This is a genomic window from Bradyrhizobium sp. B025, assembly GCF_042257955.1.
Lineage (GTDB): Bacteria > Pseudomonadota > Alphaproteobacteria > Rhizobiales > Xanthobacteraceae > Bradyrhizobium > Bradyrhizobium diazoefficiens.
Genome location: NZ_CP170150.1, coordinates 8,454,858 through 8,480,928, shown reverse-complemented (window position 1 = coordinate 8,480,928; position 26,071 = coordinate 8,454,858). Strand labels below are relative to the sequence as shown.

Sequence of the window (26,071 nt, the reverse complement as noted above, 5' to 3'; positions counted from 1 at the left end):
CGGGAGGTCTACCGCGCCGCCGAAGAGCGGTCTTTTGCGTTTTCGCAGGCGCTTTGTCAAAACGCACGAAGCCGCGATCGGGCTGCCTGCCGCCAGCGATCCTAGGCCATCTCAGCGGCGGGCTTCGTCACGCCGAACCGCCGCTCGAATTCGGCGACATCGACAACACCGCGCCGGTGGCTGCCGTCGCCGATCTTGCGGTCGCCGTCCCAGGCCTCGACCTCGAACAGCACACTCCTGGCTTCGACCGCGACGACCCTCGCGATCGCGCGCACCTTGCGGCCGACCGGGGTTGCCGCCAGATGGCGGATATTGACCATCATCCCGACGCTGACATGGCCCGTCGGCAGGAATGGTTGAACGGCCGATCCCGCGGCCATCTCCATGTGCAGGATCATCATCGGCGTGCCGTAGACGGGTGGCATTCCCGGCACCACATGGCCAACCGTCATCTCGGACGTGACGGTCACCAGCTTCTCTGCCGTCATGCCGGCGGTCAGCCTCTCAAGCGGATTCATGGCTCAATTCCGCATCTGTCTTGGTTGTGGATGAAGTGGGTGTCGCGGCCGCCCGCGGCTTGCGCCCGGTCAGCCAGTTGCTGAGCTGGTCGAGATAGAGATAGACGACGGGCGTGGTGTAGAGCGTCAGGATCTGCGAGAGCATCAGGCCGCCCACGATCGTGTAGCCAAGCGGCTGGCGCAGCTCCGCGCCGGTACCGGAACCGATCATCAGCGGCACGCCGCCGAGCAGCGCCGCCATCGTCGTCATCAGGATCGGACGGAAGCGCAGCGTGCAGGCCTGGTAGATCGCCTCTTCCGGGCTGAGCCCGTGCTGGCGCTCCACCTCGAGGGCGAAATCGACCAGCATGATGCCGTTCTTCTTGACGATGCCGATCAGCAGGATGATGCCAATGATGGCGATGACGCTGAGATCCATGTGGACCGCCAGCAGCAGCAACAGAGCGCCGATGCCGGCCGACGGCAGCGTCGACAGGATCGTGATCGGATGGATCAGGCTCTCATAGAGCACGCCGAGGATGATGTAGATCACGATCAGCGCCGCCCCGATCAGCAGCGGTGTGCCTCGCAGGGATGACTGGAAGGCCTGGGCGTTGCCCTGGAACGAGGTCGACAGCGAGGCGGGCTTGCCCGTGCTCTTCTCGATGTTCTGGATCGCCGTCACCGCATCGCCGAGCGCGACGCCGGGCCGCAGGTTGAACGAGATCGTGACCGACGGAAACAGGCTCTGGTGGTTGATCAGGATGGGCGCGGGCTTGATGACGCTGTGAACCAGCGTGCTCAGGGGGACCTGCTGGCCGGTGGCCGAGTTCAGGTAGATGTCCTTGAGCGCTTCCGGCCCGTACTGGAAGCGCGGATCGACCTCCATCACGACATGGTACTGGTTCAGCGAGGTGAACATCGTGGAGACGATGCGCTGGCCGAATGCGTCGTCGAGGGCATTGTCGATCGTCGTGGGCAGGATGCCGAAGCTCGATGCGACCTCGCGATTGACGGTGACCTCCAGCCGCGGGCCGGCATTGGCCTGGTCGCTCGCGACGTCGGTGATGAGGTCGAGCTCGCGGAGCTTCTTGAGGAAGATCGCCGACCAGTTGGTGAGCTCGTTGGAATCGGCGTCCGTCAGCGTGTACTGGTATTGCGTCTTGGACAGGCGTGCGCCGATGGTGATGTCCTGCGCGGCCTGCATGTAGAGCCTGATGCCCTGGATATGGGCGAGCTGGGGCCCCAGCCGTTCGATGATCTGGTCGGCGCTGGCCTTGCGCCCGGGCTTCGGCTTCAGGACGATGAAGATCCGTCCCTGGTTGAGCGTCGCCGTGGGACCTCCCGGACCGATATAGCTCGCCACCGACTGAATTGCCGGATCCTTCGACAGGATGTCGACGATCGCCTGCTGGCGTTCGGACATGGCGGGGAAGGAAATGTCCTGTGCGGCTTCGGTGATGCCGACAATCTGCCCGGTATCCTGTTGCGGGAAGAAACCCTTCGGAATGATCACGTAGAGATAGCCGGTCAGCGCGATCGTCGAGAGCATCACGAGCAGCGTCACGAAGCGATGGCGCAGCACGATTCGCAGGCCGCTCGCATAAAGCGCAAGCAGGGCGTCGAAACCGCGTTCGAAGGCGAGATAGATTCGGCCGTGCTTCTTCCGCGAGTCGTCCTTCAGCAGCCGCGCGCACATCATCGGCGTCAGCGTGAGCGAGATGACCAGCGACAGCAGCAGCGAAGCCGTGATCGTGACGGCGAATTCCTGGAACAGCTTGCCGACGTAGCCTCCCATCAGGAAAAGCGGGATGAACACAGCAATCAGCGACAGGGTGATGGAGACGATCGTGAAGCCGATTTCGCTGGAACCCTTGAGCGCGGCCTCCATCGGCGTCATGCCCTGCTCGAGATGGCGCACGATGTTCTCGATGACGACGACGGCATCGTCGACCACGAAGCCCACCGCGATGGACAGCGCCATCAGCGAGAGGTTGTCCAGGCTGTAGCCGAGCACGTAGAGGACCGCGAACGTGCCGATCAGCGACAGGGGAACCGTGATCGCCGGGATGATGGTGGCCCAGAAATTCCGCAGGAACAGGAATATGACCATTACCACCAGTGCGACCGTCAGCATCAGCGTGAATTGAACGTCGGAGACCGCGGCGCGAATGGTGGCGGTCCGGTCGGCGGCGATCGTCACCTTGATCGCCGGTGGAACGGAGGCCTGCAATTGCGGCAGCAGCTTCTTGATGCGGTCGACCGTCTCGATCACGTTGGCGCCGGGAACGCGCTGGACTGCCAGGATGATGGCGGGCTCCTTGCCGTACCAGCCGGCCAGGAGGTCGTTCTCGGGCCCCTCGATCGCCGTGCCGATGTCGCGTATCCGCACCGGCGAGCCGTTGCGATAGGCGATGATGAGGTCTTCATAGGCGGAGGGCTTGAGCAATTGATCGTTGGTGTTCAGCGTATAGGTGACGCGCGGGCTGTTGAGCGTGCCCTTCGGCAGGTCGACGTTGGCGCCGGCGATCACGTTGCGGACGTCTTCGAGGCCGATGCCGCGGGCGGCAAGCGCCTGCGGATTGACGCGAACACGGATCGCGGGCTTCTGCTGGCCGCCGATGCCGACGAGACCCACGCCCGGCACCTGAGAGATCTTCGGCAGCAGGATGTTTTCCGCATAGGCGTCGACCGTGGTCAGCGGCAGCGAGTCCGACGTCAGCGCGATCAGCATGATCGGCGTCTCCGCCGGATTCACCTTCCTGATCGTCGGCGGGTAGGGGATGTTCGGCGGCAGGAAAGGGCTTGCGGCATTGATCGCGGCCAGCACGTCCACCGCCGCGCTGTCCACGGTGCGCGACAGCTCGAACTGCACTGTGAGCTGGGCCACGCCGAGCGCACTGGACGAGGTGAGCTGCGTGACGCCGGGGATCTGGCTGAGCTGCTGCTCGAGCGGCGTCGCCAGCGACGAGGCGATGGTGCCCGGATCGGCGCCGGGCAGTTGCGCCGAGATCTGGATGGTCGGGTAATTGACGTTCGGTAGCGCACCGACCGGCAGCAGCGGATAGGCCGCGAGGCCGCACAGCAGCAGGCCAGCCATCAGCAGGGCGGTTGCAATTGGCCGCAGGATGAAGGGCGCGGAAAGGTTCATGGGATCGCATCCTGCACGGCGCTCTGCAGGTCGGCTTCACGCGCGGCCTTGCCGTGCAGCTCGCGAACGCGGCTGCCTTCCGTGAGTCGGTACTGGCCGTCGATCACGACGACGTCGCCTGATTTCAGTCCCTGGTCGATCAGGGCCTGGCCATCGCTGATCTGCACGACGTGAACGGGACGCAAGGTGGCCGTCTGGCCGTCGGTCACGACATAGACATAGCTGCCGTTCGGTCCCTGCTGCACGGCCGAGCCGGCGACAGTGAGCGCACCCTTCTGGATCTCGAGCAGCAGGCGCGCGTTCACCAGCTGGCCCGGCCACAGCTTGTGCTCATGGTTTGGGAACACGGCCTTGAGTTGGACCGTGCCGGTCGTTCCCGCGATCTCGTTGTTGACCAGCAGCAGCGTGCCCTCGTCGAGCTTCGTCTTGTTGTCCTGGCTGTAGGCGATGACCTTCAGTTCGCCCTTCGCGGCATGCTCCTGGATCACCGGCAGATCGGCCTGCGGCAGGGTGAACAGCAGCGAGATCGGCTCGATCTGGGTGACGATGACGAGGCCGTTGGGATCGGTCGGATGAATGACGTTGCCGACATCGATCTGGCGAACGCCGGTGATGCCGGGGACGGCCGACGACAGGCGCGTATAGCTGAGCTGGACGTTGGCCTCGTCGATCTGGGCCTGGTCCGCCTTCACGGCGGCCTTGAGCTGCGCCACCTGCGCCGTCTGCGTCTCGATCAGTTGCGGGGTCGCATAGCCCTTGTCGCCGAGCTGATTGTAGCGGGAGAGGTTGGCCTCGGCATTCGCGAGCTGCGCCTGGTCCCTGTCGCGATTGGCCGTCAGCTGTTCGATCTGCGCCTCGTAGGGACGCGGGTCGATCTGCGCGAGCAGGTCGCCGGCCTTGACGGTCTGTCCCTCGGTGAAGGCGATCTTGACGATCTGTCCCTGAATCTGGCTGCGCACGACGTCGGTGTTGTAGGCAATCACCGTGCCGATGCCGCGCAGATAGATCGGAACGTCCTTGCCGGTGACGCTGGCGGCGACCACCGGCACGGCGGTGGGCACGGGTGCGGCTGCCACGGCCGGCTTCCGGTCGGTGCCGAAGAACCAGAGACCCGCGCCGATCAGGATCGCGGCGAGAGCAACGAATGCAATGGTGAGGTTGCGTTTCACGGTGATGGTCCTTCTGATCTCAGGGATTGCCGGAGCCGTCGATCGAAGTCGTGCCGCCCGTGGACGTGGGGCCGGGCACCGGCACGGACGGACTGATTCCGGCGCCGCCGATTTCGGTGGAGCCCAGCGGAATCCCGACGCGGCCGACCGTCGATGTCGAGGGCAGGGACGAGACTGCTGCAGTGCTGCCGGGGCAATTGGTCAATGAGGTGCCGGACAGCCCGCCGCCGTCGAACAATGCTCCGGAGGATGAAGCATTGCCGGATCCGGCGCAGACGGTCGTGCTTTGCGCGGGGTTGATCGGGGAGATGCCGGGCGTTGCGATCTCGGTCGATCCCAACGGAATGCCCACGGGTCGCGTGGATTGCGGGTTGAGCGGCGAGGTCGCAAGCATGCCGGCAGGCGGCTGCGTTCCCGGCATCGTTGTTTGGGCGATGGCCGCAGTCGAGACCAGCCACAGGACGCTGGTCGCAAGCATCGCGGCAGGGTGCATCAAGGAGAACCGGCGCGATTCGGAACTCCGTGCGCCGGCGTCGTTCGGTGAATGCTGATCTCGCATGGAAGAAGGCTCCGGCTCTATGCATGGACATTAGAAAGATGCGCTCGCGCGGGTATTTCCAGAACGCACGTCCTGCTCCCCGGCTGCACGACGGCGAGGAGGCGTCGCCTCGTCATCGGCCCCGAAGCGCCTTCGCTATCTCAGGATGGCCCGCGCGTGTGCGATCTCCCGGCTGCACGCGGCGATGTCGCCGGCGCGATTGGCGGTGCGCGCGCGATCGAGCGAGTCGAGCGCGTCAGTGAAATCGACGCCGTTGCCACCTTCTGCTTCCGCGAGCGAGCGGGGCGTCGGTTGATGGCTGCGCAGCGCGCTGAGGCTCTCCGGCTTCCAGCCGTGGGAGCCCGCATCCTTTTCTATGGCCAGATCGAGCTGGGCCTGGGTTTGCGCGATGTCATCCGCGCAGCTTCCGGCATGAGCCGGCATGGTCGCGCACAGCAGGGCGAAGAGAGCGACGCTGCACTTTGCGATGGATGTCATTGTTCAATCCTATGCTTGGATTTCGAGTGACGTCAGGAACGTTGTCGTGAATGACAGAGCGCGTATCGATCGTCTTTCGCGTATGAACGCCGGCCGTTCACGCTTGCGAGAGATCATTGTCATGAATGTCAGTGTGCATGACGTGGGCCCTCCGTTAGAAGTGCGTCTCTCAACCGGGCCGCGTCCGGAGGATGTTCGAGCAGCGATCGTCGCAGCTCGCGTGTCCCGGCGTGCGAAGTGGCAAGGGCCGTTGCTTGCCGAAATACGCGGGCAAGCATCGAAACTAGTGTCGCGTCATTCCAACCCGGAGTGATCCCGACATGAAACACCTCAACGCTGGTCTCGCCTTTGCCGCCGCTCTCTCCTTGCTCTCGACCGTCGCCCCTGCGAACGCGGAGCCCCTGAAGAACATCGTCCTGGTGCACGGCGCCTGGGTGGATGGGTCCGGCTGGAAACCGGTCTACGAGATCCTGACCAAGGAAGGCTTCCGCGTCACCATGGTGCAGGAGCCTGAGACCTCGTTCGCCGACGACGTCACGGCGGCCAAGCGCATTCTCGATCTGCAGGATGGCCCGACGCTTCTCGTCGGCCATAGCTACGGCGGCTCGATCATCACCGAGGCCGGCGTTCATCCGAGCGTCGTCGGTCTCGTCTACGTCGCCGCGCACGCGCCCGACGTCGGAGAGGACGAATCGGCGTTGGGCAAGAAGACGCCGAGCGTGCTCGGCAAGACCGAGGGCGTCATCAAGGTCACGCCCGACAAGTTCACCTATCTCGATCCCGTGCAATTCCCGAAACTGTTCGCACCCGATCTGCCGCGCGAGCGGGCCGAGTTCGTCGCGCGCTCCCAGGTCCCGGCTGCGGCCCAGGTGTTCAGCACGCCGCTGACGGCGGCGGCGTGGAAGACCAAGCCGAGCTGGGGCATCGTCGCCGGCAACGACCAGATCATCAATCCGGATCTGGAGCGCTGGTACTACGAGCGCGCCAAGAGCCAGACCACCGTGATCCCGGGCGCCAGCCACTCGGTCTACGAGTCGCATCCGAAGGAAGTGGCTGCGGTCATCACCCGCGCCGCGCGCAGCATCCAGCAGCCGGTTACGCGGTGATCACGCTTCGCCGGTCCTGACGCACGACCGGCAGAAGGAAGGACGGCGGGAGCGGCAGCACTCCCGCCGGCCCGACTGTGCCATCAGGAGAATTCCCATGAATGTGATCGAGACGACCGGCGCCGCCCTGAACTGGAAGGTGACGACGGTGAAGCGGGCCGGACTGAGCCGCGACTTGCCGTCCGGCAATCCGGACCTGATGTGGGTCGCGAATTCGTCGACGTTGATCTACGGCGAGCGGGACGCGGTCCTCGTCGACACGTTCCTCACCGCCGGGCAGTCGAAAACGCTGCTGGACTGGGTCGCGTCTTGCGAGCGAAATCTGACGACGATCTATGTCACACACGGGCACGGGGATCATTTCTTCGGGCTGGCACCGCTGCTCGACCGCTTTCCGCAGGCAAAAGCCGTTGCCGTTCCCGAGGTCGTCGACGAGATGAAGGCGCAGCTCTCGCCGGCCTCGCTCGACGGTTTCTGGCGCAAGCGCTTTCCGGGCGAGATCGCAGAGCGCCTGGTCGCGGCTGCGCCCCTCGAAGGCGAGCTCACGCTCGAGGGACACAAGCTCGTCGTCATCGACATGGGACGAACCGATACGGCGCGCTCAACCGCCCTTCATGTCCCGTCTCTCGATCTGATCGTCGCCGGCGACACCGTGTACAACGGCATTCATCCCTATCTGGCCGAAACCGACACGCAGAGCCGGCTGGAATGGATCGCCGCGCTCGACCGGCTTGCGGCGCTGAAGCCGCGCTTCGTCGTCGCCGGACACAAAAAGCCGGATAACGACGACGACCCGCGCAACATCGCGGCGACCCGGCAATACCTGCTCGATTTCAACCGCCTCGATAAGGCGACGATATCGCCGCGCGAGCTCTACGAGGCGATGCTCGAGCTCCATCCCGACCGTGCCAATCCGGGATCGCTCTGGAGCGGGGCCAACGCCGCAAAGGGGCAGAAGTCATGACGAGCTGGCAGGACAACCGTGTCGCGCGTGATGCCCGCATTGCGGCGGGCGCAGTCCTTGCCCGCGGCAAGGTCGTCGAAGCACACGACGTCACGCGCCTGCTGGAGGCCGTGATCCGGCCGGGCGACCGGGTTTGCCTGGAGGGCGACAACCAGAAGCAGGCGGATCTCTTGAGCCGCGCGCTGCTGGCGGTCGATCCCTCCAGGGTCAACGATCTGCACATGGTGCAGTCGGGCGTCGTTCTGCCCGAACATCTGGACCTGTTCGACCGCGGCGTCGCGAAGCGGCTCGACTATGCCTATTCCGGGCCGCAATCGGCGCGGATTGCGCGCATGCTGTTCGGCGGCAAGATCGAGCTGGGTGCGGTTCATACCTATCTCGAACTGTTCGCCCGCTACTTCATCGACCTCACGCCGCACGTCGCGCTGATCGCCGCCGTCAGCGCCGATCGCGAGGGAAATCTCTACACCGGCCCGAACACCGAGGACACGCCGACCGTGGTCGAGGCGACGACGTTCAAGGACGGCGTCGTGATCGCCCAGGTCAACGAGATCGTGGAGACGGTTCCGCGGGTCGATATCCCGGCGGACCGTGTCCATTTCATCGTCAAGGCTGACAAGCCGTTCTTCGTCGAACCATTGTTCACGCGCGATCCGGCCGCGATCACCGAAGGCCAGATCCTGACCGCGATGCTGGCGATCAAGGGGGTTTATGCACCGTATGGCGTGCAGCGGCTCAATCACGGCATCGGCTTCAGCACGGCCGCGATCGAACTCCTGCTCCCGACATTCGGCGAGAGGCTGGGGCTGAAGGGCAGGATCGCAACCCACTTCGCGCTGAATCCGCATCCCGCACTCATTCCCGCGATCGAATCCGGCTGGGTGCGGCAGATCCACTCGTTCGGATCGGAGGTCGGCATGGATGACTACATCCGCGCCAGATCCGACGTCTACTTCACCGGTCCCGACGGCTCGTTGCGTTCCAACCGCGCCTTCTGTCAGGCCGCCGGGCTCTATGCCTGCGACATGTTCATTGGCTCCACGCTGCAGATCGATCTGCAGGGAAATTCGTCGACTGTCACCACCTCGCGCATCGCAGGCTTTGGCGGCGCTCCGAACATGGGGGCGGATGCCCGCGGGCGGCGGCATCCGAGCGAGCCCTGGCTGAAGGCCGGAGCGGAGGCCGATCCGGACGGCTCGGCACTGATGCGCCGCGGCCGCAAGCTGGTCGTGCAGATCGGCGAGACGTTCGGGGACAAGAACGTGCCGCTCTTCGTCGAGAAGCTCGATGCCATCGAGCTCGCGGAGAAGCTGAAGCTCGAACTGGCGCCGGTCATGATCTATGGCGACGACGTCACGCACATCGTCACCGAGGAGGGCGTGGCGAATCTCTTGCTGTGCCGCACCGCGCAGGAGCGCGAGCAGGCCATCCGTGGCGTTGCCGGCTACACCGATGTCGGCCGTCGGCGGGACCACGGCATGGTCGCGCGCCTGCGCGAGCGCGGCGTGATCCGCCGGCCGGAAGATCTCGGCATCAATCCGCTCGATGCGGATCGCAGCCTGCTGGCGGCGCGCTCGATCAAGGATCTCGTGCGCTGGTCGGGTGGCTTGTACGCACCCCCTTCGAAATTCAGGAACTGGTGAGGAACGCGCCATGGAAGATCTCAGCTTTCGACATCCGGTTCGCGCCCGCGCCGACGGCGCCAGGCGGAGCGCGATTGTCGGCATAGTTGCCTCGGGCAATCTCGAAGTGCTGGTGGAGCGCGTGCTGCCGGATGCGGAATGTGCCATCGACATCAAGACCGCCGCCGTCGGCTTCGGCGAGGTCTGGAGAGCCGTGATCGGCGATTTCGTCGAGCGCTATTCGCCCGGCGGGCTGAAGTTCTCGATCAATGACGGCGGCGCGCGTCCCGATACGGTCTCGCTCCGGCTGGCGCAGGCGGTGCGATCGATCGCGGAGAACGGCCAATGACCGCGCCGATCAAGCACATCACCCCCGCCGAACGGGCGCACAGCACCAGCTTCTACGAGGCGTCGGCCCGCGTGCGGCTGGAACTGCTGCTCGATGCCGGCAGCTTCGTCGAGTTCATCGGGCCGGAGCAGCGCGAGGTCAGCCCGCATCTGAAGATATTCGATCTTCCCGAGCAGTTCGACGACGGCATCGTCGTCGGTCACGGTCGCCTCGACGGCTCGCCGGTGTTCGTTGCCGCGCAGGAGGGCCGCTTCATGGGCGGCGCCTTCGGCGAAGTGCACGGCGCCAAGCTGACCGGGCTGCTCCGCGCCGCGCGCGAGATCGGCTCGATCCCCGTCTTGATCCTGTTCGATACCGGCGGCGTCCGGTTGCAGGAAGCCAATGCCGGCGAGCTTGCCATCGCCGAGATCATGCGCGCCGTGATGGAAGCGCGCGCCGCCGGCGTGAAGGTCATCGGCCTGATCGGTGGGAGGTCCGGATGCTACGGCGGCGGCGGCCTGATCGCGGGCTGTTGCTCCGCGCTCGCCGTCTCGGAGCCGGGGCGCATCGCGGTGTCAGGTCCCGAAGTCATCGAGACCAATCGCGGCGTCGAGGAGTTCGACTCGCGCGATCGTGCCCTGGTCTGGCGGACGATGGGCGGCAAGCACCGCCGCCTGCTCGGCGCCGCCGATGTCTTTGCCGACGACAATGTGCAGGATTTTCGCGAGGCCGCGCTGGAGCTGATCGGCCTGGTCGGACCTTTCGGTCTCGACAGGCTGAAGGCCGAGCAGGAACGGCTCGCCGGACGGTTGCGCCGCTTCGGCGCCTGCGCGGATGCCGTCGACATCTGGACCGCGGAAGGCATCGAGCACGCTGAGACGGTTCCGGAGCTGCCGGCAGATCAGTTCATTGCGCTCGCCAACAGGATCGGGAGGACCAGCCGTGACGCTCGATGACATCATCGCCTCGCTCTTTCCTGACGGCCATGAGGTAAGCAACGACAACGGCGTCCTTCACGGCTCGGCGACGCTGCGATCCGGTGGCACGATGCTGGTGATCGGCGTTGCGAACCGCACCGCGCTGGGCGTCGACGAGGCCATCAGGCTTTCCGCACATCTCCTGGAGTCGATCGGCCGTGACTCCGGGCCGATCCTGGTGCTCGTCGACAGCGACAGCCAGCGCATGAGCAAGCGCGACGAGCTGCTCGGGCTGAACGAGTTCCTCGCACATCTGGCGAAGGTGCTGATCCACGCGGACATGAATGGCCGCCCGACCATCGGCGTTCTGTACGGCCACTCGGCTGCGGGCGCGCTGCTTGCGACGGGCCTTGCAACGCGTGTGCTGGTCGGGCTGCCCGGAGCCGATCCCGCGGTGATGGACCTGCCTTCGATGGCGAAGGTGACCAAGCTGTCGATGGAGGCGCTGCAGGAAAAGGCGAAGTCGACGCCGGTGTTCGCACCGGGCCTGTCTAATCTCGCGCAAATGGGTGCCGTCCACATGACATGGAGCAATGCCGCTTCGCTCGCCGACCAGCTGGAGGCGTTGCTCGCCGACATGCCGGCCGCGCAGGACCGGCGGGATGCGCTCGGCAAGGAGCGTGGCGGCCGGCTGAAGGCCGCCGAGATCGCGGAGCGCGTTCGTGACCTCGCCCTGCAAGCACGGTGATCGAGCACCTGGTCGTCACGACCTCGTCTTCGTCAGCCCCGCGGGGTGGCGCGCGATGTTGGACGCGCGCGACGATCTCGCCGCCGATTCCCTTCTCGCGCGCTGGCCCAAAATGCGGTGGCCGACGATCAGGCGGCGCGCCTTGCCACACGAGGCAACCGGCGTCGCGCTGGGCCTGCCCCTGCCGCCTTCTGCCGGCAAGAAACGGGTTGCCCTCCTGGTCGAAATCGACCACGTCGCCTTGGTCGCGCGGCCGCCGTCGCTGCAACAGGCGCGGGCTTACGCGCCGCGCAACTGGTGGCCGACGCTCGACCGGCTCGACGGGCTGGCGCTTCGCCATTCGGTGGACGCGCGCGTCTACGGCAGCCTGGCCTGGCAGTCGTTGACCGGGCTCGACTACGTGACCGGCCGTTCCGATCTCGATGTCCTGTTCGAGTTTCGAAGCGAAACCGACATCGATCGCTTCGTCGCCGATGTCGCCGCGATCGAGACCAGCGCGCCGATGCGGCTTGATGGCGAGCTGATGAGCGCCGACGGCGCTGCGGTGAACTGGCGTGAAGTCCACGGCGGCGCGAGCGAGCTTCTGGTCAAGAGCATTGAGCGCGTGGTCCTGCTCGACAGGCATCAATTCATTTCGGGAGCGACGGGATCATGATCACCATGGCCGCAAGAGGCATGGAACGGCCGCTTCTGCGCCGCGCGCGGATAATGCCCGATGTCTCTGCCATCGGTGCTGTCGCCGCCGATTGCCTCGTCAAGGAGCTCGAAACCTGGCCGAAACCGGGGCTGGTGAGCCATGTCGACAATGGCAGTCACGATGACATGGATGCGGGCACGTTTCGTCGCAGCGCCGCGGCCATCAGGCCCTATCTGCAACGCCTGGCCGATGCAGGTGCGCTTGGCTGCGGCATGGGGCGGCTGCGGGTCATTGGCCTCGAGGCGGAGCGCGCCATGTTCGCGGCGACTTCGGGGGTCAACACGCACCGTGGCGCGATCTTCGGGCTCGGCCTGCTGTGCGCGGCCGCCGGTGCGAAAGCCGGCGGGTTGGTCGCTCCCGAGCTTCCGCTTGGCGATGCCGTAGCACGCCTGTGGGGCGACAGCATCCTCGATGGTCCGGTGCTGCTGCACAGCCATGGCAGCGGAGCCCGCCGCCGCTTTCGCGCGGGCGGTGCGCGTATCGAGGCCGCGAGGGGATTTCCCAGCATCTACGGAATCGGCTTGCCGGCCTTGCGGAGAGCAACTGTCGTTGTGGAGGATACGGAAGCCGCCCGGGTCGAGGCGTGCTTTGCCCTGATCGCTTCCGTCGAGGACACCAACCTCCTGCATCGAGGCGGCCTCGACGGCCTTCGTCTTGCACATGACGCGGCGCGTCGCTTCGTCGATGCCGGCGGCGTCTGCGCGTCCGGCTGGCGTGCGCGGGCAGAATCGATCCACGAAAGTTTCGTCGCCCGCCGTCTCAGCCCGGGTGGATCGGCCGACCTGCTCGCTATGACGCTCTTCGTCGATGCCCATGAAAGGCCGATTCCATGATGTCCAACGCGATCCTGATGGCGCTGGTGCCGGTCTTCTTCGTCCTGTTGCTGGGATACGCCGCCGGAAGATTTCATATCGTCGACAATCTTCACGTCGACGCCCTCAACGCGCTGGTGATGGATTTTGCGCTGCCGGCGTCCTTGTTCGCCGCGACCGCTTCGGCCTCGCGCCGCGATATGATCGAACAGGTTCCGCTCTCCATGGTGCTCGGCGTGACGATGCTGTTGCTCTATGTCGCCTGGTATTGCGCCGCGCGCAGGTTCTCGAAGGCGTCCCGGTCCGATGCGTCGCTGCAGGCCTTGACGATCGGCTTTCCGAACCTTGCCGGCGTCGGACTTCCGATCCTGTCGTCCGTGTTGGGCCCCGCCGGCACCGTCCCGGTTGCGGTCGCATTGGCAACGGGCTCGATTCTGATCAGCCCGCTGACCCTGATCATGGTGGAAATGGGTGCGAGCAGGGCGCAGGGCGCCGAATTGTCGACGCGGCAGATTCTGACGGCAGTCAGGCGCGCGATCACCAAGCCGGTCGTACTGGCGCCTGCGGCAGGCATCCTGCTTTCGCTGTCGGACGTGAGCCTTGATGCACTTGCCCATGCATGCCTGGCGTTGATCGGGAGTGCCGCCGCGGGTGTCGCCCTGTTTCTCACGGGGGCGATTCTGTCGGCACAATCGTTCCGGCTGGATTGGCGGATCGTGGCCGCAACGGCGGCCTCGGATGTCGTTCGGCCGCTGCTGGCCATTGCGGTCATTCACTTCATTCCGATTGCGCCTGATCCCGCGAAGACTGCCATTCTGCTTGCCGCGGTGCCCTCGGGCTTTTTCGGCATCCTGTTTGCCGTCAACTACCGGCTGGATTCCGCGACGGCGGGATCCATGGTCATCGCCAGCACCGGATTCAGCGTCGTGACCCTGGCGATTGCGATCGCCATGCTCTTTCCCGGTTAGGTCGCGACCGTGACGCTTGCGATCCTCTGCTCGGGACAAGGCGGACAGCATCGGGACATGTTCGCCCTCACGGGCGGCGCGCGTGAGGCCGCGGACCTGTTTGCGCACGCGGCGACATTGCTCGGTGGCAGCGATCCGCGCGATTTCGTCCGCGGCGAACCCGATGAGGCCCTGCACCGCAACCGTACGGGCCAGATTCTCTGCACCGTGCAGCCGCTCGCCGCGGCGCGCGCGCTCGCAGATGCCGTTCCACGCGGCGTCATCATTGCCGGCTACAGTGTCGGCGAGGTCGCGGCCTGGGGTGTCGGCGGTGTGCTCGATGCGACCACCACGCTCGATCTCGTGGCACGCCGCGCAGAGGCCATGGATGCGGCCACGCGCGCGGGTGACGGGCTGATCTTCGTCCGCGGTCTTTCGCGCGAGGAGGTCGGTCAGCTTTGCGAACGTCACGGCGCAGCGATCGCCATCGTCAATCCGGGCGATGCCTTTGTCATCGGCGGCGGCCGTGAGGCGCTGGGCGGGATTGCCGACGACGCGCGGGCGATGCACGGCGCAAGGATCGTCGCGTTGCCGGTTGAGGTTGCCTCCCACACCAAACGGCTCGCCGCGGCGTCCGCGGTCTTTCGTGAGACCTTGCGCCTGGCGTCGGTGGTATTTCCCCCGAGGACCGGTGCGCGCATTCTGAGCGGAATCGATGCCGCTCCGGTCGTCTCGCTCGAGAGCGGTCGCGACAAACTTGCCGCGCAGATCTCGCAAACGGTGCAATGGGCGGATTGCCTGCGGGCCTGTGTCGAAGCGGGCGCTACGGGGTTTATCGAGCTGGGGCCGGGACATGCGCTCAGCAGCATGGTTGCGGAAATCGGGGCCGGACTTCCGGCTCGCTCGCTGGATGATTTCAGGAGTCTTCAGGGCGTCCGCGCCTGGGCTGCGCGTCACCTGAACGACTAGCCTCGCCGAGTTCCGAAGAGACGATGCCGTCGATCGCGCCGCGCGGTCGAAAAAGGGGGCCGTCCTTTGGGGGAGGACGGCCCTAAAATGCTCGTATGCCCAGGGAGGAGGGAGGCTCGAGCTGTGACTTGGGGTCTCAGTCACCTAACACGCACAGCATCGCCGATCCCGCGGCCAAAGTATTTCACGAACCCCTTGTGTTTCTCATTTCGCATGATTCACGAGAAGTCCGCGGGCAGCACGTGAGACACGGCCTTGTATGTCGAAGCCGGATCGCCGCCGGAGAGCCTGGACGAAGCCGATGCGTTCCGGCTGGCGCAACGCCAGCGCGCGGGCGTGTCACCCGTGACCCGTTTGAAGACGGTCGAGAAATGCGCTTGGGTGCAGAAGCCGACGGTCAGCGCCACCTCGGCCAGGGCCGTCTCGGAATTCGACAGCAGCGATTTCGCACGCTCGATGCGCTGATGCAGCAGGTACTCGCGCGGCCGGTATCCCGTCGCGGCGCGAAACTGGGCCGCGAAGTGCATCCGGGACAGTCCCGCCACCTTGGCAAGCTCGGACAAGCTGATGCAGTGGTCGAAGTGCGTCCCGACGTATTCCTCCACGCGCCGCAGTCGCCATTTCGGCAAGGCATTGACTTTCGAGTGTGGCAGCTCGCGCCGGGCGAGGTGCATTGCCAGCGTCTGACCGATGCAGCGCGCGAATTCCCGGTCAGCCGAATGGCCGCGTTCGGTCAGCGCCTTCGCCAGCTGTTCGGCAAAGGGGTCGCGGAGCAGCACGAGGTCGTTGAGGCCTTCGGCCGAGGCTGTTCCTGCTCCAGGCCTTAGGAACGGAAAATAAGTGCTGGCCGAGACGTGGAAGTGCAGGAAGTCGCACGGCGCCGAGAACTGCGCACTGAGCTGCTGCAACGGTGCGCCGATATACAGCGTGCCTGCCGGCATGATGCCGTCGAAGATGGTGTGACGGCCTCTGGTCAGTTTGGCGCGGGACGTCTTCAAGGCGATGGCGAAGAAGTATCGGTCGGCAGGCGTCGTCGCCTCTTCGTGCCTTATGCCCGTTTGCGTGCAGGTCCAGCGCGAGATCGTGATGTCGTCAGGCGTGGCCGCGGGCTGGCGCCACCTCCGTTCGAGGGGAAATGCGCGAGTCTCCTGCGGGGAGGCCGGTTCGTGGCGGCTGGGTTGATACGTCGACCGGGCGCCGGCCGCTTGGATATCGGTGAGCATCGTTCGTCCCCGTGTCCTGGATTCTGCCGCCGTCGTGACGGCTGCCGAATGCAACTGGTCCATGCTCGAACGATAGGTGCGGCCTCGTCGAAAGGCTCGTTAAGGATGCTTAAGCGGTATTAGATTTTGCAAATGCGAGAGGTGCGACCGCATGTCGCAAAGAGTTCAATTGAACCAAAGGGATCAAGCACATGTGTCGTGAGGTCTGATGTTAGAGCGCAGCACCGGCCGGACCAGAGGTTTGACGCGGCGCCGTCTCGTTCGGTCGGGCGTGTTCGTCTAATTCAGAGCAGACGTGTTCAGGGCAGACGTGGCGAGGCGTCGATGCCGGGTGTAAGGCCGGGCGCGATCGACTGTGCCGAGGGAACCGCGGGTTCGCGCGAATACGGGATCGCTTCCACCTCGGGGCGTTGCTGGGATGTGGCCTGCAGGCAGTTCGCACGCGGCGGTTGTCCTGCGCCGAACAGATCAGTGAGGGGATCCACGAAGCTCGCGCGGAACCAGTCGAACCGGGTCTGGTGATCGCCCGCGGAGGGCTGTCGGATTGTCACCGTCGCCGTCATGCCCGAGACCAGTGGCACATCCGGCGGCACCGTGTCGATGGCGACGCGAACCGGTACGCGCTGGGCAAGCCGCACCCAGGTGTAGATCGGGTCGACATTGGGCAGGCCCTGCGTGCCCGCAGCGGCGTTCGACACGCTGACGCCGCGCGTCACGGTCTTCACATGCCCGAGGATCGGCTTGGCGTAGCCAATCAATTGCGCTTCCGCGCGATCCCCGACGCAGACGCGAGCCATCTTGGTTTCCTCGAAATATCCGTCGATCCAGAAACTGTTGGAATCGATCACCGAGATGTTGCTAACGCCCGTGACGGCATAGTCGCCCGCGCGCAGCAGGAGATTGGTGACGTAACCGTCGACGGGACTGGTCACGCTGATCCGTTTCAAATTCAGTTCCGCCTGTGCGAGTTGGTGTGCCGCCGCCTCGTAGGCGGCCTTCGCCTGCGCTGCGTTGCCTGCATAGATCTGCTGCTCTTCGGGCGTCGTCGCGAGGTTGGACAGATGCCGACGCCGGTCGAACTCGGCCTGCTTCACCTCCAGATCCGCGGCCCGCTGGTCAACCAGCGCCTTGCCAATTCGGACGGCCACTTCGAAGTCGAAGGGGTCGATGACGTAAAGGACGTCGCCCTTGTGGACGAACTGGTTGTCGCCAACCCGCAGCGCCACGATCTTGCCTGCAACCTGCGGCGCGACATTGGCGACCTGGACACGCACGCTGCCGTTCCGCGTCCAGGGAGCAGTGACGTAGTGCTGCCAGGTCGCAACCGATATCAAGACGGCGACCAATGCGATGCCGAGGGTCGCGAGATGCTTGCCTGCGCCGAGCATGAATCGGCCGACAGCCTTGCGCAGCGGCCTCGCGGAGGGCGTTGCCTGTGTCGGAGGTCTGACGGTGTCCGCCGTGCGATCGCTGGTGTCGCGTGCCACGGTCTCCGGTGCGGCGGAGCCCTCCGCGGTACTTGAGGCATCGCCCGGTGCTTCGGCTGATGGTTCGCTGCGAAGCGGGGCGGCGTCGCGGGGCAGGGTAGCTTCCATGACTCTTCTCCCTAGAAGAACAGTGCGAGCATGCCGAACATCGCCACGTAGAGGCAAAGCTCGGCCAGCGACGGGTTGCTGAAGACTCTCGCGAATCCGATGAAGCGCAGCAGCGGGCGCAGTAACAGGAACGCGAGCAGCGCGGTTGCCGCATAGGAAACGATGGGGGCAATGAGCACGCCGCCGATGACCAGTTCCCGATAGGTGTTCGTCATGACCGTTTCCCTTGGCTGGAGTCGGCCGGAGATTGTGACGGCGCGAAGGCCACGCTTGCCGCAATCAGCGCGGCAATGGCCGCGCTGGCCGACAGGTCGCTTCGTGCTGCCGACTGGTGCAGCGCCTCGGCTGCAGCGAGGATCACGCCGCTGTTCCGACGGGTGAGGGCCTCTCGCGCGGCCTGCGCCGCTACGGCCAGCGGCCCCTGTCCGACCCGGTCCAGTTCGGCGCGGCAACGCCGCAGGGCTGCGGCCTGGTCGAAACAGCGCATCGCCGTGCCGGCCATCCGATCGTCGATCGCGGAGGGGCCGTTTGCGGTCAAAATCTGCTCGATCCGCGCCGCGTCGCGAAAGGCGGCTTCCTCCGGCGCGAGGTGGCGGGCTCGTCCACCGTCGGCGCGGCTCAGTTCGCGCCGGGCCTCTCCCAGTAGCAGCCGAACTCGCCGGTCGCCCGACAAGGGAGGCAGCAGCAGCTGCGCCGCGAAGACGAGCACGGACGACAGGCAGACAAACAGGCTCGTCACGAGAAACACCTCGGGGTCGTAGCTCTGCGGATTGGTTGGTGCGAGCACGACGAGGGTGAACACCAGCACGAGGCGGCCGATCGAAGACAGCATGGGGCTCGGCAGCGTGATCAGCAGTGCGAGGCCGATGACGACAGGCGCAAGACCGATCGCGAGCAGCTGAAACTCGGACACACCGTTGAAGACGAGATATTTCAGGATGCCGGCCAGCACGCAGGCGATCGGCGTCGCCATCACCGCCACCATCGTGAAGTTGCGCGGCGAGGGTGACGTCGAGCCGAGGCCGATGATCACCGCAACGAGCGAGAGGCAGAGCTCGGTGGTCGGCCAGCCCGTCAGGACGAAGACAATTGCAATCAGCGTGAACGAGATCGCAGCCCGTGCGCCAGTCTCGGCCGCGATGCGGCGCGAGCGATAGAGCGGCGCGCGCCATGCACGATACGGGCTTGTCCCTTCGCGCAGCGCATCGAGGCTGCCGCGGACTAGCGCGTTGTTTCGGCCGATTTCGGCCCGGAGCCAGGATCGGGATATCGCGACCAGCCCGGCTGCATCTGGCGCCAGCGCGGCCGCGGCAGGGAGCGCTGCGAGCATGCGACCGAGCGAGAACGCGCCGACGAGATCGACCAGCGCGGAACGCGCGGCCGCGGTCCTTGCCGTGCCGATGCTCGATTCCGTCGTCAGGCTGGCGATCTCCGGACGCACCGCCGCGATGTCATGCAGCAGTCCAGCCCCAACGGCCGCGGATGGAGTCTCGCCGCGCTCGGCATCTCGCGCGAGATCCGTGACCCGGCGGTGCAGCGCTTCGATGCGGCTTGCCAGAACCGGATGATAGCTCGGCGCGGCCAGAACCTCGTTCACAAGCGCCACCGCAAGGACGCCGATGCCGATGGCGGCGCCACGCGCGACGCCGGTCGGGAACACCTGTAGCGGCGTGTCGATCTGCTCGACGGCGATCAGGGCGACGGTGATGCAGCAGAGTGCCGCCGCATAGGCGCGATTGCCATCCAGCAGGCCGGCCACATAGGTGCAAAGCCCGACCCAGATGCCCAACACCACCAGCAGGAGGCCGCCGGTCTGGGAAAATAGGCCGGCGATCGCGATCGAGGCGATGACGCCGATGACGGTTGCGAGCAGCCGGTAGCTGGCTTTTTCCATACCCTGACCGCGTGTCGGCAGCGCCAGGACGGCCACGGTGAGGGCGGCCGACGACGGGGATTCGAGCTCGAGCCAGAAGCCCACATACAACGCGAGCAGCATCGCCAGCCAGACCCGAAGCGCGAACGCCCAGGAACTTGCCGGAAAGCCGGCAAAGACCAGCGGACGCGGCGCGGCGGCACTTGTGGTATTCACTGGCATCGTGCCCCATCCGTTTCCGGCAGAGCGTGCGGGCCTGCCGATCTCGCAAAATCAGCGCCGAATATGAGGTTTGCGGGGCTTGCCGGTATTTCCGGTCCACCAACCCGCTTGCCGGAATGCACGTCCGGTTGGGGGCAGGGGCCGTCTTGCGGACTACGGCGCGTGGCCTGCCAGCGCCTCTTCGAGGTAGCGGATGATCTCGTCACCGCTGGAGGGCTTGCCGAGATAGCAATGCGCGCCAGCCGCCATCACGCGCCGGCGCACGGATTCGCTTGGAAATGCCGTCATGAAGATGATCGGGAAGCGTCGGCCGGACGCGATCAACTGTGCCTGCAGCTCATCGCCGGTGATGACAGGCATCTGGACGTCGGCGATCATGCATGCCGGATCGTCTCCCGGTGCCTGCCGCAGGAAATCCATGCCGGATTCGTAGGCCTGGGCCTCGTAGCCGATCGAGCGCACCAGGCTCGCCAGCGACGTGCGAACGCCTTCGTCGTCGTCCACGATCGCAATCACCGGGGTTTTGGCCATTGGCACACAATCCTGACCGCGGTGTTCCGCAAGGAGGGCATCTCCCTTTGCGCGGCCGATGGCGCCTTATGCACCCGGGGCAGTCCCGCAGGAATTATACTCAGGTGTGATCCGTAGTCCCGCGGGTTTGGGATACGCCCAGCGCCTCGGCCTTGCGGACGAGGTCGGCCAGCGACCGAACCCCCATCTTGCGCATGACGTTCCCGCGGTGGATCTTGACCGTGATCTCGCTGAGGCCGATCAGGGCGGCGACCTGCTTGTTCATCAGGCCGGCGGTGACATGGCCCATCACCTCGCGCTCGCGCGCCGTCAGGGTCTCGTACTGGGCGCGGATGTCCTCCTTGGTCGCGGCTTCGGCACGGTGCTGCGCATCACGTTCGAGCGCCGCCGTCACGGCATCGAGCATGTCCTGGTCGCGAAACGGCTTGGAGAGGAAATCGACGGCACCGGCCTTCATGGCACGCACCGACATCGGAATGTCCCCATGGCCTGTCATGAAGATGATCGGATAGCTGATGCCCTGCCGGACGAGCTGGCTCTGCAGATCGAGCCCGCTCACGCCGGGAAGGCGGACGTCCAGCACGATGCAGCCTGGGCCGCCGGGCAGCGAGCCGCCGAGCAGTTCCGCCGGCGAGCCGAACAGGCGCGTCTCGAGGCCGACGGATCGGAACAGGCTGTCGAGCGAGGCGCGGATGCCCGCATCGTCATCGACGATGATGACAGTCGCGCTTGAGGGTTGCGTCGGCGGCTGAGCCTGGTTTGGTCGTGTCATGGCGAGGCGTGTTCTTGGCTATATGGCAATGTCAGGTGGAATGTCGCTCCCGAGCCCGGGGTGCTCACCACCGACAATCGGCCGCCGTGAGCTTCCACCGTCGTTCGGCAGATCGCAAGCCCCATGCCCATCCCGCCGTCCTTCGTCGTGAAGAACGGATCGAACAGGCGTGCCATGTCATCAGGCGGGATGCCCGGGCCGCTGTCCTGCACCGTGATGGCGAGGGTTTCGCTGTCCACGGTGCCGGCGCGCAGCGTGATGACGCGGGAACCGGGCCGGCCTGACATGGCCTGGCTGGCATTGATCAGAAGATTGACCAGGACCTGCTGCAGCTGAATCCGGTCGCCGCGAACCGGCGGCAAGCCGTGCTGCGGCTCGACGATGAGGGCGACGTCGTCCTTGGCGAGTTCGCGCGCGACCAGCGCAGTCGCCTCCTCAATGACCTCGCCGATTTGCAGCATATCCTGCTGGGGTGCAGCCTTCTTCAGGAAGGTCCGGATCCGGGTCACGATCTCGCTGGCGCGGCGGCCCTGAGCAACAACATGGCCGATCGTGGTGGCGACCTCCTTGAGATCGGGTACGTCGCGCCGCAGCCATCGCAAGCCGGCTTCGCCACTGGTGACGATTGCCGCCAGTGGCTGGTTCACCTCGTGCGCTATGGACGCGCTGAGCTCGCCGAGGGTGGCAACGCGCGCAGCATGGGCGAGCTCGGCTTGCGCCGCGAGCAGTGCATCCTGAGCCTGCTTGCGCTCGGTGATGTCGACAACGAAGACGAGCACGTTTTGATCTCCGTCGGGTTCGGGCGGAAAGGTGATCGTGAACAGCACGGGGACCTTACGCCCGTCGAAGCTCACGAGCTGGGTCTCCCCTTCGTGAAACCGCTCTCCGTTCGCGAATGCGACCAGCGCGTCGAGGAAACTGCGATCATTCTCGCCCAGCAGCTTGTCCGCGTTCTCGATGAAGGCCGGTGAGCCGCTTGCCCCCGCCATCTTCTGCAGGGCCGGATTGACGTCAGTGATTCTGGCGAGGCGGCGGGCATGCCTGACGAAATCGGGATTTCGTGCCAGATAGTCGCGCAGGTCCGCCCCTCCGGTCTGCAGCGAATCCAGCGCGGTCCGCAGTCCGCTCCAGTCCTCCTCGACGACGCCGATCCGGCTTGCGTCGAACATCCGGCGGTATCGCTGCTCGCTCTGCACCAGCGCGCTGTGCGCCGCCACGCGGTCCGTAACGTCGGTGTGCGTTTCGAGCACCCCGACGGGTTTGCCGAGATGGTCGTGCTGAAGGGCCCATCGGGCGTCGACGGTGAGCGCGGCGCCGGCCTTCGTCCGTTGCTCAACCCTGCCTTCCCATCGCCCGGTATCGAGCAGGCTGGCCTCGATGGCTTCCCGCCGGTCGGAATAGCTGGTCCGCAGAAGCTTGTCGGCGAGCTGCCCGAGCGCCTCGTCGGCCGACCAGCCGTAAGTCTGTTCCGCGGTCTTGTTCCAGAACGTGATCACGCCGCCGCGATCCCTGACGAAGATCATGTCATGCGAGAGATTGAGCAGCCGCGCTTGCGCCGCGAGGCGCGTCGTCGCCGCGTGATTCTGCAGCACCAGCAGGGTGGTGATCCCGATCGCCGCGAGGCTCACCAGCGCGCGAAGGGCGGGCGAGGCGATTTCATGCAGATCGTGCGACAGCAGATAGGCGGTTATGGTCAGGACGACACAGCCGGTCGCGGCGACGATGATGTCGTTGCGCCGGTTCGTCCTCGCCGCAAGGAGGATCGCGATGACATAGAGGACTGCGACCGCGCCCTCGAGCGGCGTCAGCACGTCAACCATGAAGACCGCGAAGGCGAGGGCGGCGGACCAGAACCGCAAGCCGGCGCGGCTCATGGATGAACCCGTGGGCCGATCAAGGTTCGTCATCGTCGCAGGCTGTGCTTCTTCTCATAGCAGCCACGTTGATGCCGCGATTTGATCGCGTCCACAATATCCAGCCGGCCGATTTTCGTGCTCTCGTGGAAGTCCTCCTGGACAGTTGAATCCGGCGCGGGCGCGACCGGGAGATTCTCCGGCGGAACGAGGCTTCTCGGTGATATCGCCGATCACGGCCGCGTCAACTTACCGCAGGCGCGCCGAGCCGCCGGCCTCGTGCGTCCGTAGCTGCGGACGAGGTGTTCCGCTCGCACTCTCGCCCGGTGGCTGTACCGCGATCATACCTAGGTATGACGCAGTTAACCCGAGACCTTATCCATACACCCGCGCGTAGAATGGAGCGCGCGGATCGCCGAACTACTCTGCTCCCATCGCATTCGGACAAGTCGTCAGACATTGCCGATGCGAAATGGAACAAGGAGTTCGACGATGTCGCTGCAGATGTCACACCCGCAAAATGCCAAGGACCATGTCGCCGCCGCAATCGACGTCTCGTCAATCGAACGTGGGCGGCTGCGGTCATCGAGACGTTCACGGCGCTCCGGCGAGGAGGCCATGACGCTCTCCCTCGTTCATCTGGATGTTGCGCTGGCCATCGAGCCGCCTGCGCCGGACGTGCGGGGATCTGCCGATAGCGAGCCGAGCTTCAGGGTGTCCGCGAAACGGCTTGCGTGCGCCTCCTCGGAGGTCGATCGGGAGACGGGCGCGGAAGGATTCACGGATCCGGTGATGCAGCGCCTCTCGGATGCACTCGCGGCCACCAAAGCCATGCACCATCCCCATTCTGCCATCCTTGTCGATGCGCTGCGTCTGGCCATTCTGACCCGCAAGGCAAGCCGGCGGACGGTGGCCGGACAAGGCCAGCCCGAGTCGGCCGAGGGTGATCATGAAGGCCGGGTTTGCCGGGCGGTGCGGTCGTTGCAGAAATGGCGCCTCAAGCGCGTCATGCAGTATGTCGACGACAATCTGGCCGCGAAGGTGACCTTGGAGCATCTGGCCGCCGTTGCCGGCCTTAGCCGGATGCACTTCGCGGCGCAGTTCCGGGCGGCCGTCGGCATCAGGCCGCACGAGTATTTGCTGAAGCGGCGGATCGAGCGGGCCCAGGAATTGCTGCAACAAGCTGACGTCTCGCTCGTCGACATCGCCTTGACCGTCGGGTTCCAGACGCAGGCTCATTTCACGACGGTGTTCAAGCGCTTCGCGGGCGACACGCCGTATCAATGGAGGAGCGCCTATCTCGCGCAATTCCTGCCGCTGCCGCCCGTCGGAGCAAGACCGTCATGAGCAACCCTGGCATTCAGGCCCTGCTGCTGCAGCTGGTCGGCATTCATTCGGCGCTGGTGCACCATGAGATCATGGGATTGTTGGAGATCGCTCGCGGTCTCGGCGCCTCCTATCGGTTCGCATCCTCGGAACCCGGGGCGGGCGCCTTCTACGGTCGCGTTACCATAAACTTCTGCAGGCTCATTGCCGCCGGCATCGCGCACTATGCCTTGATGGAGCCGTCGATCGAAGAAACGGCCACGCAAAGCTGAAGGAGACGGAGCCAGTCTCGGAATGTCGAGAATGTTGTACCTTTCAACGGGGATTGACTGACACCCTCCGCCATCCCACGATTTTGTGCGGCAAGCAACGATTCCGAACTATTTCGAGCGCGATAGCTGTTAGGCCTCAGGCGTCATCGCGAGAATCTCCTCCAAGCCCAAGAGCCCAGAATGAATGCAAACGACATCACGCGCATCGCGAACAGGAATCTGCCCAGCAAGTCAGCGGTAACAACATATCATATGCCGGGCGGCGGCGGGTTGCTGTGGGCGGTGGCGGTTTCACCTGATCGCACCCAGGACATTCGCATACAGACGCTGAGCGCCTTGGGCGTCATCGATACTTATCTGAAGGATGCGGGTCTGGACCGTACGCGCATCGTCAAGGCTGAGATCGTGGTGACCGACCACGACAACAAGCCAGCCTTCGACGAGGCCTGGGCGAGCTGGATGCCGGCGGGTTATGGGCCGGTGCGCTCGTTCGTGCAGTCGGTCATGCCCGATGGCGATATGATCGAGATCATCATCACTGCCGCTCTGCCGGCGGGCGCGCGCGACACGTCTCAGGCGTCAGGCTGAAGATCCCCGAAGCTTGTTCGCTTTGCCCCGTCTTGCCGGCGCTCATCGGCCATCGTCAGAGGACGACGTCCCGGTTGACGTTCTTGTACAGCAGATAAACCGAGTGGTTCAGGCCGGTGGGATAGAATTGCTGCGGACAGAACGATCCCATCCAGATGAAATCATCAACCCAGATTTCGTGCCAGCTATTGCCGAGATAATACAGGCCTTGCCCCTCCAGCATGAACAATCCGTGCTCCATGATGTGCGTTTCGACAGCCGGGAAGCAGACGCCGGGCTGGAAAAACATCAGGTTCATCTCAAAGTCGAACCGCAGGTCGCCCATTGGCAGCAGGTGCTTGAACCCGCGGCCCTGCAGCCCGGTATGGTTCGTCATCGGCATGGATTGTTGTTGACCGATGATCGCCGTCGGGGTGGCGATGCCCTCGGCCTTCTCATAGCGCTTCTTGACGGCGATGATGCGGGCAGGCGTGGTGGGATGACAGGACATCGTGAAGGATACGCCGGGCGGTACATAGACAAAGGCGCCGACAGCAAGCTCCACTGGCGGGTCGGAGCCGATGGTCACGTCCACGCCTCCTGCCACAACATAGAAGAAGTGCTGCAGGTCCACACAGATCGGCTGGGCCGTACCGCCCGCGGGCTCGATTTCCAGCATATATTGGGCAAAACCGGCGCCGAGCGAAGGCGCCGCCAGAAAGCGCACGGTTGTGGATTTCCACGCCGGAAGCCGGCTCTTCAACACGCCTTCCGGCGGCATGAACGCGAAGTTGCGACCGACAACGCCGCGATTGTGGCCGATCGCTCCGGGAGGAACGATGCCGGGTTGGCCGGGCAAGTCGGTGGGATGCAT

The 26,071-nt window shown here is 65.2% G+C and carries 26 protein-coding genes; 14 read left to right on the top strand and 12 right to left on the bottom strand.

The window, feature by feature from the left end; genetic code table 11:
• Nucleotides 1-101: 101 nt before the first annotated feature.
• From ACE10W_RS40220 to ACE10W_RS40210, 3 genes are read right to left on the bottom strand one after another with little or no spacing between them, the layout of a single operon-like run.
• A complete protein-coding gene (locus ACE10W_RS40220; protein ID WP_304549422.1) occupies nucleotides 102-518 on the bottom strand; it encodes a thioesterase family protein in 417 nt (138 codons plus the stop codon).
• Complete coding sequence (locus ACE10W_RS40215) at nucleotides 505-3,648, bottom strand: efflux RND transporter permease subunit (RefSeq protein ID WP_304549420.1); 3,144 nt, start codon at nucleotides 3,646-3,648, stop codon at nucleotides 505-507. The genes ACE10W_RS40220 and ACE10W_RS40215 overlap by 14 nt, the downstream gene beginning before the upstream one ends.
• Complete coding sequence (locus ACE10W_RS40210) at nucleotides 3,645-4,817, bottom strand: efflux RND transporter periplasmic adaptor subunit (RefSeq protein WP_271556259.1); 1,173 nt, start codon at nucleotides 4,815-4,817, stop codon at nucleotides 3,645-3,647. The genes ACE10W_RS40215 and ACE10W_RS40210 overlap by 4 nt, the downstream gene beginning before the upstream one ends.
• Nucleotides 4,818-4,867: 50 nt before the next feature.
• Between ACE10W_RS40210 and ACE10W_RS40205 the strand changes: the two genes are divergently transcribed.
• On the top strand, nucleotides 4,868-5,368 hold the full coding sequence (locus ACE10W_RS40205; protein WP_375762492.1) for a hypothetical protein: 501 nt from the start codon (nucleotides 4,868-4,870) through the stop codon (nucleotides 5,366-5,368).
• Between the two features lie 143 nt (nucleotides 5,369-5,511).
• Here ACE10W_RS40205 and ACE10W_RS40200 read toward each other — a convergent pair whose 3' ends face one another.
• Entirely contained in the window at nucleotides 5,512-5,853 is a 342-nt protein-coding gene (locus ACE10W_RS40200) for a hypothetical protein (protein ID WP_161532633.1), read from the bottom strand.
• A gap of 320 nt (nucleotides 5,854-6,173) precedes the next feature.
• Here ACE10W_RS40200 and ACE10W_RS40195 point away from each other — a divergent pair, with 320 nt between their 5' ends.
• The 10 genes from ACE10W_RS40195 (at nucleotide 6,174) to ACE10W_RS40150 (ending at nucleotide 14,963) form a co-directional block, all read left to right on the top strand.
• The gene (locus ACE10W_RS40195; RefSeq protein ID WP_011083104.1) at nucleotides 6,174-6,959 is read left to right on the top strand and encodes an alpha/beta hydrolase; all 786 of its coding nucleotides are present in this window, start codon (nucleotides 6,174-6,176) and stop codon (nucleotides 6,957-6,959) included.
• Nucleotides 6,960-7,056: 97 nt separating this feature from the next.
• Complete coding sequence (locus ACE10W_RS40190) at nucleotides 7,057-7,923, top strand: MBL fold metallo-hydrolase (protein WP_304549413.1); 867 nt, start codon at nucleotides 7,057-7,059, stop codon at nucleotides 7,921-7,923.
• On the top strand, nucleotides 7,920-9,566 hold the full coding sequence (gene mdcA / locus ACE10W_RS40185; protein WP_161532631.1) for a malonate decarboxylase subunit alpha: 1,647 nt from the start codon (nucleotides 7,920-7,922) through the stop codon (nucleotides 9,564-9,566). Before ACE10W_RS40190 ends, mdcA begins: the two co-directional genes overlap by 4 nt.
• 10 nt (nucleotides 9,567-9,576) lie before the next feature.
• Nucleotides 9,577-9,894, top strand: coding sequence for a malonate decarboxylase acyl carrier protein (mdcC, locus tag ACE10W_RS40180; RefSeq protein ID WP_011083101.1), 318 nt, complete (start codon nucleotides 9,577-9,579; stop codon nucleotides 9,892-9,894).
• The gene (locus ACE10W_RS40175; protein ID WP_038966669.1) at nucleotides 9,891-10,829 is read left to right on the top strand and encodes a biotin-independent malonate decarboxylase subunit beta; all 939 of its coding nucleotides are present in this window, start codon (nucleotides 9,891-9,893) and stop codon (nucleotides 10,827-10,829) included. The genes mdcC and ACE10W_RS40175 overlap by 4 nt, the downstream gene beginning before the upstream one ends.
• A complete protein-coding gene (gene mdcE / locus ACE10W_RS40170; RefSeq protein ID WP_304549410.1) occupies nucleotides 10,816-11,538 on the top strand; it encodes a biotin-independent malonate decarboxylase subunit gamma in 723 nt (240 codons plus the stop codon). Before ACE10W_RS40175 ends, mdcE begins: the two co-directional genes overlap by 14 nt.
• Nucleotides 11,513-12,193, top strand: coding sequence for a malonate decarboxylase holo-[acyl-carrier-protein] synthase (mdcG, locus tag ACE10W_RS40165; protein ID WP_304549408.1), 681 nt, complete (start codon nucleotides 11,513-11,515; stop codon nucleotides 12,191-12,193). Before mdcE ends, mdcG begins: the two co-directional genes overlap by 26 nt.
• A complete protein-coding gene (mdcB, locus tag ACE10W_RS40160; protein ID WP_304549406.1) occupies nucleotides 12,190-13,068 on the top strand; it encodes a triphosphoribosyl-dephospho-CoA synthase MdcB in 879 nt (292 codons plus the stop codon). Before mdcG ends, mdcB begins: the two co-directional genes overlap by 4 nt.
• Nucleotides 13,065-14,015 (top strand): AEC family transporter, encoded by a 951-nt coding sequence (locus tag ACE10W_RS40155; RefSeq protein ID WP_304549404.1) that lies wholly within the window; start codon nucleotides 13,065-13,067, stop codon nucleotides 14,013-14,015. The genes mdcB and ACE10W_RS40155 overlap by 4 nt, the downstream gene beginning before the upstream one ends.
• Before the next feature lie 9 nt (nucleotides 14,016-14,024).
• Nucleotides 14,025-14,963: an acyltransferase domain-containing protein gene (locus tag ACE10W_RS40150; protein ID WP_304549403.1), complete on the top strand. Its 939-nt coding sequence runs from the start codon at nucleotides 14,025-14,027 to the stop codon at nucleotides 14,961-14,963.
• Between the two features lie 218 nt (nucleotides 14,964-15,181).
• On the opposite strand, the gene ACE10W_RS40145 is transcribed toward ACE10W_RS40150, so the two are convergent.
• The 7 genes from ACE10W_RS40145 to ACE10W_RS40115 form a co-directional block, all read right to left on the bottom strand.
• Complete coding sequence (locus ACE10W_RS40145) at nucleotides 15,182-16,186, bottom strand: AraC family transcriptional regulator (RefSeq protein WP_304549401.1); 1,005 nt, start codon at nucleotides 16,184-16,186, stop codon at nucleotides 15,182-15,184.
• A 299-nt stretch (nucleotides 16,187-16,485) separates the two neighbouring features.
• Nucleotides 16,486-17,781 (bottom strand): HlyD family secretion protein, encoded by a 1,296-nt coding sequence (locus tag ACE10W_RS40140; protein ID WP_304549399.1) that lies wholly within the window; start codon nucleotides 17,779-17,781, stop codon nucleotides 16,486-16,488.
• Nucleotides 17,782-17,792: 11 nt separating this feature from the next.
• Nucleotides 17,793-17,996: a DUF1656 domain-containing protein gene (locus tag ACE10W_RS40135; RefSeq protein WP_038966667.1), complete on the bottom strand. Its 204-nt coding sequence runs from the start codon at nucleotides 17,994-17,996 to the stop codon at nucleotides 17,793-17,795.
• Nucleotides 17,993-19,876, bottom strand: a complete 1,884-nt coding sequence (locus tag ACE10W_RS40130) for an FUSC family protein (protein ID WP_304549398.1) — start codon at nucleotides 19,874-19,876, stop codon at nucleotides 17,993-17,995. The genes ACE10W_RS40135 and ACE10W_RS40130 overlap by 4 nt, the downstream gene beginning before the upstream one ends.
• Before the next feature lie 153 nt (nucleotides 19,877-20,029).
• The gene (locus ACE10W_RS40125) at nucleotides 20,030-20,407 is read right to left on the bottom strand and encodes a response regulator transcription factor (protein WP_028175265.1); all 378 of its coding nucleotides are present in this window, start codon (nucleotides 20,405-20,407) and stop codon (nucleotides 20,030-20,032) included.
• 100 nt (nucleotides 20,408-20,507) lie between these two features.
• Nucleotides 20,508-21,179: a response regulator transcription factor gene (locus ACE10W_RS40120; RefSeq protein ID WP_028175264.1), complete on the bottom strand. Its 672-nt coding sequence runs from the start codon at nucleotides 21,177-21,179 to the stop codon at nucleotides 20,508-20,510.
• The gene (locus tag ACE10W_RS40115) at nucleotides 21,176-23,053 is read right to left on the bottom strand and encodes a PAS domain-containing sensor histidine kinase (RefSeq protein ID WP_304549396.1); all 1,878 of its coding nucleotides are present in this window, start codon (nucleotides 23,051-23,053) and stop codon (nucleotides 21,176-21,178) included. The genes ACE10W_RS40120 and ACE10W_RS40115 overlap by 4 nt, the downstream gene beginning before the upstream one ends.
• A 471-nt stretch (nucleotides 23,054-23,524) precedes the next feature.
• Between ACE10W_RS40115 and ACE10W_RS40110 the strand changes: the two genes are divergently transcribed.
• The 3 genes from ACE10W_RS40110 (at nucleotide 23,525) to ACE10W_RS40100 (ending at nucleotide 25,218) form a co-directional block, all read left to right on the top strand.
• Nucleotides 23,525-24,379, top strand: coding sequence for a helix-turn-helix domain-containing protein (locus ACE10W_RS40110; protein WP_304549395.1), 855 nt, complete (start codon nucleotides 23,525-23,527; stop codon nucleotides 24,377-24,379).
• A complete protein-coding gene (locus ACE10W_RS40105; protein ID WP_011083087.1) occupies nucleotides 24,376-24,630 on the top strand; it encodes a hypothetical protein in 255 nt (84 codons plus the stop codon). Before ACE10W_RS40110 ends, ACE10W_RS40105 begins: the two co-directional genes overlap by 4 nt.
• A 180-nt stretch (nucleotides 24,631-24,810) precedes the next feature.
• Entirely contained in the window at nucleotides 24,811-25,218 is a 408-nt protein-coding gene (locus ACE10W_RS40100; RefSeq protein ID WP_304549390.1) for a RidA family protein, read from the top strand.
• A gap of 55 nt (nucleotides 25,219-25,273) precedes the next feature.
• Here the strand turns inward: ACE10W_RS40100 and allE are convergent, their stop codons facing one another.
• Nucleotides 25,274-26,071, bottom strand: coding sequence for a (S)-ureidoglycine aminohydrolase (allE, locus tag ACE10W_RS40095; RefSeq protein ID WP_028175260.1), 798 nt, complete (start codon nucleotides 26,069-26,071; stop codon nucleotides 25,274-25,276).

Excerpts from the sequence above, each read along its gene's own strand:
- ACE10W_RS40140 (WP_304549399.1), bottom strand. The coding sequence starts at position 17,781 with ATGGAAGCTACCCTGCCCCGCGACGCCGCCCCGCTTCGCAGCGAACCA.
- ACE10W_RS40100 (WP_304549390.1), top strand. The coding sequence starts at position 24,811 with ATGAATGCAAACGACATCACGCGCATCGCGAACAGGAATCTGCCCAGC.
- ACE10W_RS40155 (WP_304549404.1), top strand. The coding sequence starts at position 13,065 with ATGATGTCCAACGCGATCCTGATGGCGCTGGTGCCGGTCTTCTTCGTC.
- ACE10W_RS40190 (WP_304549413.1), top strand. The coding sequence starts at position 7,057 with ATGAATGTGATCGAGACGACCGGCGCCGCCCTGAACTGGAAGGTGACG.
- ACE10W_RS40145 (WP_304549401.1), bottom strand. The coding sequence starts at position 16,186 with ATGCTCACCGATATCCAAGCGGCCGGCGCCCGGTCGACGTATCAACCC.
- ACE10W_RS40115 (WP_304549396.1), bottom strand. The coding sequence starts at position 23,053 with ATGAGCCGCGCCGGCTTGCGGTTCTGGTCCGCCGCCCTCGCCTTCGCG.
- ACE10W_RS40105 (WP_011083087.1), top strand. The coding sequence starts at position 24,376 with ATGAGCAACCCTGGCATTCAGGCCCTGCTGCTGCAGCTGGTCGGCATT.
- ACE10W_RS40110 (WP_304549395.1), top strand. The coding sequence starts at position 23,525 with ATGTCGCTGCAGATGTCACACCCGCAAAATGCCAAGGACCATGTCGCC.
- ACE10W_RS40120 (WP_028175264.1), bottom strand. The coding sequence starts at position 21,179 with ATGACACGACCAAACCAGGCTCAGCCGCCGACGCAACCCTCAAGCGCG.
- ACE10W_RS40135 (WP_038966667.1), bottom strand. The coding sequence starts at position 17,996 with ATGACGAACACCTATCGGGAACTGGTCATCGGCGGCGTGCTCATTGCC.
- ACE10W_RS40175 (WP_038966669.1), top strand. The coding sequence starts at position 9,891 with ATGACCGCGCCGATCAAGCACATCACCCCCGCCGAACGGGCGCACAGC.
- allE (WP_028175260.1), bottom strand. The coding sequence starts at position 26,071 with ATGCATCCCACCGACTTGCCCGGCCAACCCGGCATCGTTCCTCCCGGA.
- mdcC (WP_011083101.1), top strand. The coding sequence starts at position 9,577 with ATGGAAGATCTCAGCTTTCGACATCCGGTTCGCGCCCGCGCCGACGGC.
- ACE10W_RS40130 (WP_304549398.1), bottom strand. The coding sequence starts at position 19,876 with ATGCCAGTGAATACCACAAGTGCCGCCGCGCCGCGTCCGCTGGTCTTT.
- ACE10W_RS40200 (WP_161532633.1), bottom strand. The coding sequence starts at position 5,853 with ATGACATCCATCGCAAAGTGCAGCGTCGCTCTCTTCGCCCTGCTGTGC.
- mdcA (WP_161532631.1), top strand. The coding sequence starts at position 7,920 with ATGACGAGCTGGCAGGACAACCGTGTCGCGCGTGATGCCCGCATTGCG.
- ACE10W_RS40125 (WP_028175265.1), bottom strand. The coding sequence starts at position 20,407 with ATGGCCAAAACCCCGGTGATTGCGATCGTGGACGACGACGAAGGCGTT.
- ACE10W_RS40215 (WP_304549420.1), bottom strand. The coding sequence starts at position 3,648 with ATGAACCTTTCCGCGCCCTTCATCCTGCGGCCAATTGCAACCGCCCTG.
- ACE10W_RS40220 (WP_304549422.1), bottom strand. The coding sequence starts at position 518 with ATGAATCCGCTTGAGAGGCTGACCGCCGGCATGACGGCAGAGAAGCTG.
- ACE10W_RS40195 (WP_011083104.1), top strand. The coding sequence starts at position 6,174 with ATGAAACACCTCAACGCTGGTCTCGCCTTTGCCGCCGCTCTCTCCTTG.
- mdcB (WP_304549406.1), top strand. The coding sequence starts at position 12,190 with ATGATCACCATGGCCGCAAGAGGCATGGAACGGCCGCTTCTGCGCCGC.